The organism is Solibacillus ferritrahens (assembly GCF_037027585.1).
Classification (GTDB): domain Bacteria; phylum Bacillota; class Bacilli; order Bacillales_A; family Planococcaceae; genus Solibacillus; species Solibacillus ferritrahens.
In genome coordinates, this window is the sequence record NZ_JAXCLE010000040.1 from 1 (window position 1) to 5,326 (window position 5,326).

General features: G+C 35.0%; 3 protein-coding genes and 4 pseudogenes. 5 read left to right on the forward strand and 2 right to left on the reverse strand.

Annotated elements, in window-relative coordinates:
- Positions 1-56 precede the first annotated feature (56 nt).
- The 4 genes and pseudogenes from SNE38_RS18845 to SNE38_RS18860 form a co-directional block, all read left to right on the forward strand.
- Positions 57-476, forward strand: coding sequence for a pre-toxin TG domain-containing protein (locus tag SNE38_RS18845; protein ID WP_336047145.1), 420 nt, complete (start codon positions 57-59; stop codon positions 474-476).
- Positions 477-525: 49 nt separating this feature from the next.
- On the forward strand, positions 526-1,197 hold the full coding sequence (locus tag SNE38_RS18850) for a hypothetical protein (RefSeq protein ID WP_336047143.1): 672 nt from the start codon (positions 526-528) through the stop codon (positions 1,195-1,197).
- A 154-nt stretch (positions 1,198-1,351) separates the two neighbouring features.
- Positions 1,352-1,573, forward strand: a pseudogene (locus SNE38_RS18855) (hypothetical protein); the annotation flags it as partial.
- A 26-nt stretch (positions 1,574-1,599) separates the two neighbouring features.
- Positions 1,600-1,911 (forward strand): annotated as a pseudogene (locus SNE38_RS18860) (PoNe immunity protein domain-containing protein); the annotation flags it as partial.
- A gap of 71 nt (positions 1,912-1,982) precedes the next feature.
- Here the strand turns inward: SNE38_RS18860 and istB are convergent.
- Positions 1,983-2,712: pseudogene (gene istB / locus SNE38_RS18865) on the reverse strand (IS21-like element helper ATPase IstB).
- Positions 2,705-4,135, reverse strand: a complete 1,431-nt coding sequence (istA, locus tag SNE38_RS18870; RefSeq protein WP_336047144.1) for an IS21 family transposase — start codon at positions 4,133-4,135, stop codon at positions 2,705-2,707. The pseudogene istB and the gene istA overlap by 8 nt, the downstream one beginning before the upstream one ends.
- 148 nt (positions 4,136-4,283) lie before the next feature.
- Between istA and SNE38_RS18875 the strand changes: the two are divergent.
- Positions 4,284-5,204, forward strand: a pseudogene (locus SNE38_RS18875) (DUF1911 domain-containing protein); the annotation flags it as partial.
- Positions 5,205-5,326 lie beyond the last annotated feature (122 nt).

The window sequence follows — 5,326 nt, forward strand, 5'->3', positions numbered from 1 at the left end:
AATGGTGGTAGTTGGGAATTTCAACTACCACCATTTTTTTATAATTTTAGATACGGATCTCTGCAAGATTAGACTTTATTCCGGTAGTAGGAAATGCGAAGGCATTGGTTGAAGCCGTGATCGGAAGAGACCCGATTACCGGTAGAAAGTTGGAAAGCTGGGAACGCGGAGCATCAGTCGCTGCTATTTTAGGACGACCTTTAGTAAAAGGTGTGAAGCATGGAGGAAAGATTCTCGGTAGCATTGCATCTGGAGTGAAAAATACAAAAGGTAAAACAGTACATGTGGCCGATTCCGCTACACCAATAAATTCGACGAAGCAGCAAGCACCGTCTCAGGCGAATAAGGAAGCAAGTGCAACTACGGCATCACCTGCGAAGTCTAAGGAGAAGGTGGTTCTAACAGTTATAGTAATGCTCAAGTATTATCTCGTAAAGAAAATAGGAATAAATCAAATAAGTTACCTTCGGACCTAGATAACTCAAAAAAGGAGACACCTCCAACTAAACCGAAAAGGAGAAAATAATGAAGCCAGCAGTAATAAATAATCAATTAAATAAAAATAATCTATGGAACGGTTGTATTCTTGCATCAGTAGCGCACGCAATAATGGTTGCTCAATATCCTGAACTATCTTACGAACATTCATGGGATAATGGTAACTATAATGTTTTAGATAGTTCGGGAGGAAGAGGAACGATTACTTTCACAGATAAATATGTTGTTGGTGCATTTCGAAATGATAACGTTACCCGGAATGATATACCAACAGCTTTAGACTTTTTTACTGGTGCTCCAAAAGATGTCCTTGAGTTGGCCAAAAATGAAACTTTAGAATATCTTCTTGAAGAGGATGAAGATGGCACAACCTCACCATCAATTACTACATCATTTTGGGGTGACAATAATACTATTGCATCAATTGATAATATTGTCAGAATAGTTCAATGCGGAGGATATATAATAGAAAGGCAGTTTATGGAATATGACACTGCAGTTGAATCTTGGCGAGATTATTATGAAATGACTAACGAACAAGTAAAATTATTAAATTCTATTTATCTTAGAAAATTAAATAATCCAAACGGAAAAATTATCTTAACAAAAAGTGAAATCAAAACGATTGGAACAGAAAACCTTGAAGGCATGAGTGAAAGTAGAACCTCGTTTGAGGAGATAAATATCCTTTGGGGGTAATTACTTTTATTGGAATATGACACAATCTAAAATTCCCACATTCAAAATCTAGATTTTCATATAATAATAAAATTTCCGTTTCTAATAGATAAAAGAGCACGAATGAAATATTTATTCATTTGTGCTCTACTTATTTGTTGTTAGCAAAACGCCTAAAGATGGGCCACAAATGTCAGATGATTGGTTGAAAGGTACGAAAACCAAGAAAAGTCGAATATTGAAAGCTGTTGATGGGGATGAAGAATTAGCTGAAGAGATTTCGAGAGCATTGAAAAAAGGAGAAGTAGAAAGAGTACTATCAAAGATTGATAGTAATGGAAATGTAAAAACATTTAAAATAGATGCAAAGGGTGACATAGTTGGAGAATGGCCTTAAATAATAGCGAGGAGGAATATAAAATAATGAGAGATAATTTATGTGTTGAAGAAAAATGCAGAAAAAGTATAAAACTCCATCAAAAGTTTATTAAAGAAAATAGAGAGGATATTAAAAGTTTAGAAGAAGATGAAAGGAATGGTATCCAAAAATTCCCTAATGATAATATAAGTATCATAGAAGAAACCTATCTATCGAATTTTATTCATCAGATAAATGATATTAGTGCAAAATATTCTTTAGGGGATGATATTCGAACAGTAGAAGCTGATTTTCATAATGCCATAGATGATTTAGAACATACAGGAAAAAGAGAAGTGGGTTATGTAAATATGCTCTTGTATTTTGCAAGAGAAAAGTGCAGAGAATTGCAACGAAAAATACAGAGTGTTGCCACCCGATAATTTCCCTATTTTCTCGACAATGCATTTGTTAAACGGAAGCTCTGGCCCGTGTAGGAAATAATGTGGGCGTGATGAATCAAACGATCCACCAGAGCTGCCGTTAAACGTGAATCCGAGAAAATGCGGTTCCACTGACTAAATTCTAAATTTGAAGTGATAATTAAGCTCTTTTGTTCATAGAACTCTGAAATAATTTGAAACAGTAATTCTGCTCCTTCTTTGCCGAAAGGCAAATAACCCATTTCATCTAAAATCATTAAATCAACTTTCTCTAATTTACTTCTAAACTGCTTCAATTTCCCCGTATTTAGGGCTTGCTCTAGCTCCTCAACTAAATGCTAAATGCGATACACGATAAAAACGTACTTCAAATCCATGCTCACAAGCCTTTCGGCCAAGGGCAGAAGCTAAATGTGTTTTACCTGTTCCAGGTGCGCCAACTAAAATGACGTTCTCTTTTCTTCGAATAAAATCTAGCTGTTCTAACTCATCTTTCGTTAAATGGCTAGGAAAACAAATATCTTTATGCCACTGGTAGCTTTCTAGCGTTTTTGTATCAATGAAACGAGCTTGTTTCAAGTTACGTGCTATTTTTGCTTGTTCTCTGCCAAGCTGCTCTTTTAATAAAACTTGATACAGATATTCTTCCGGCTCAGTAAAAGGCACTTCTTTAATTGCTTCTGCTACATATGCTAATCTCAATTGCTTACAGAGTGTTAAAATATCTTCATTCATGATTTAACACCTCCGTCCCTTTTGGGGATAAGGCATCATATTCTGTCCAATTAACACCGTAAGGATGTTCAGTTTCTTCAGCCTCACGGCCAATATAATTATAAAAATTTTGATCAATATCATTCATATCATGTGTAAGTAACAGTGTCAGTAATTCATTAATCCGTTGTTTTCTTAACGCAAGTGAAGGAACTGTTAAATACTCTTTAATGCGCGTTGGCAGATAGATTGAGTAACGGGAATGCCCTACAACACGTGGTTTTTTCAACCAATCTTTTAAGATTTCCTTCCATGGAATAAAACGACGTTTTCTCATATAAGGTCGGGCATCAGATAATAAAATTTCTCCGTCATTTGTGATGACTTTATACGAATCCCAGTAGGTCACACAAGAAAGCTGGACGTAGTTTCTTGCTCTTGGCACATGAATCAAATGCCCATCAAGTTTGAATTCATTATATTTATTAAACTTGATTAAAAACTGCTTAAATACCCGATACGGTTTTTCAGGTAATTTGATTAATTGCTTTTGCTCGCGCTGCCACAGTTCATCAATCATTACTTCTTTTTTATAATGAACTCGTTGACGATCCTTGATTAATTGTTGTTCTAATTGATTCGTTAAATCTTCAAGATCCTTTATTACCGGAGGTAGGCTAAAGAAGTTATAACGAACATAACCTACTTTACCTTCCACATGACCTTTTTCATTTCCTTTTCGTGGGTTACATACTTGCACTTTAAACCCGTAATATTGTTGGAAATGTCGAAAGGCTTCTGTTAGTTGTGCCTCTGAATCGCCTTTTCTTACCTTTTTCACCGCAGGTGTTAAGTTATCAATTCGAATGCTCAATGGGACACCACCAGCCTGTTTAAATAACACTTGAAGTCCGCCTAAAAAGCATTCTAAATTTTCACCCGGCATCGGTACCGCAAATGCTGTATTACTTGCTGGAAATGACATGACCAATGCGTGAACATCAAGTATTTCGCCATCTTGAACAGCTTCCATAATCCCGAAATCTACTTGAGCTTCTCCTTCTGGATGTTCTAAACGTTCATGACCTTTGTCTATTTCGTCTTCTTGTGCTGCTTTCCATTCTTGAATGAAATTACAAAGTGTTCTATAGGAACCTTTGAAGCCCTTCTTTACTAAATCTTCAAACATTTTCTTATTTGTACGGCGTAACTTTTTCTTAAGTTTTAAATCCTCTTCTAACCAATCAATTACGATTTCTCCCCATTCTTCGTCGTACATCATGCCCGTTTTCAAATGAGTTTTCTCTTGAGGCAATTGATCTCCATCGCCATATTTTTTGGCAGTGCGCCAATTCACTTGCATTGTATTGGCAATTTCGGTAATAGATAGTCCTTTTTCATTTCGTAATGTTTTGATACAATTAACTTCAGACATTGCTAGCATCCTTTCTTACCTCCACTTTTTGGATTCGACACCTAAAAGAGCAGAGGGACTTGGGGTGGCTGGCAAGTCTTTTTTTATGCACAAAAATAGTGCAGGACTCTGTACAAATTCTTTGCACTAGTCTGCACTTTTATTTTGCAATAAACAGCTCTGGACGATTTCCTTAGGAATCCTATTAGAAACAGATAAAAAGAATATAGAAAGATTAAGTAAGGTGGTTGAGAAAAAGGAAATAAACGATGCAGTAATTGATTATTTATTATATACGAGTGATATCGGATATGAAAAAATCACTAATGAGTATTATAAAGAAAACCCCTACGCAAAAACAAGAGAAATTATAGAACTTGCCCAAACCGATAAAAAAGAAGCCTCTAAACGATTACAAAAGTATATGGAGAAAGAATGGTTTAAAGGGCATTATGACTATGAATGGAAAAATGCACATAAAGAACCTGACTATGTGGGATTTTGGAGCTTTGAAACAGCTGCCCTTGCCAAAATACTTGAACTAGATGATTCAAGCTTAATCAATAATAACCACTATCCTTATGACTTAGCACATTACAAGAATTCAATGAAATTTAAACAGATTTCTCTCAATGAATTAATTATTGAGCAGGAGATTGAACAGACTGAAATAATAGAAGGCATTGAAAATAATCCGTTATTAGAAAAAATTATTCCGACAAAATGGCATGCATTTGTCAACGAATTAGTACATGATTATGAGGTTATGGCTGATAGTAGCTTCTATGAAAAATACAAAAAAGTGATGGGCTTTGACCAAATTTGGTTCCAATACCAAGAGTATGAAGAAGCCAATGAACAGAAAGATCTCTTAGGAAGTTTAATTGTTTTTGCGATGGTGGATAAAGGTTATCTATTACAATTGGATTATAAAGAAGATTTGGAAGAATACTATTCCAGTTTAAAAGATTTTTGGAATCCTACAAAAACCAAATTGGTTCAATTTATGGTAGATAATGATCAATATTATTATGCTTTACTACCAATCGATATGAATATGAAGGAAATGTATGAAGTTAACCTCTTAGATATAAAGTAATTTAATGGTAAAAATGTTAAAATGGTGGTAGTTGGGAATTTCAACTACCACCATTTTTTTATAATTTTAGATACGGATCTCTGCAAGATTAGACTTTATTCCGGTAGTAGGAAATGCGAAGG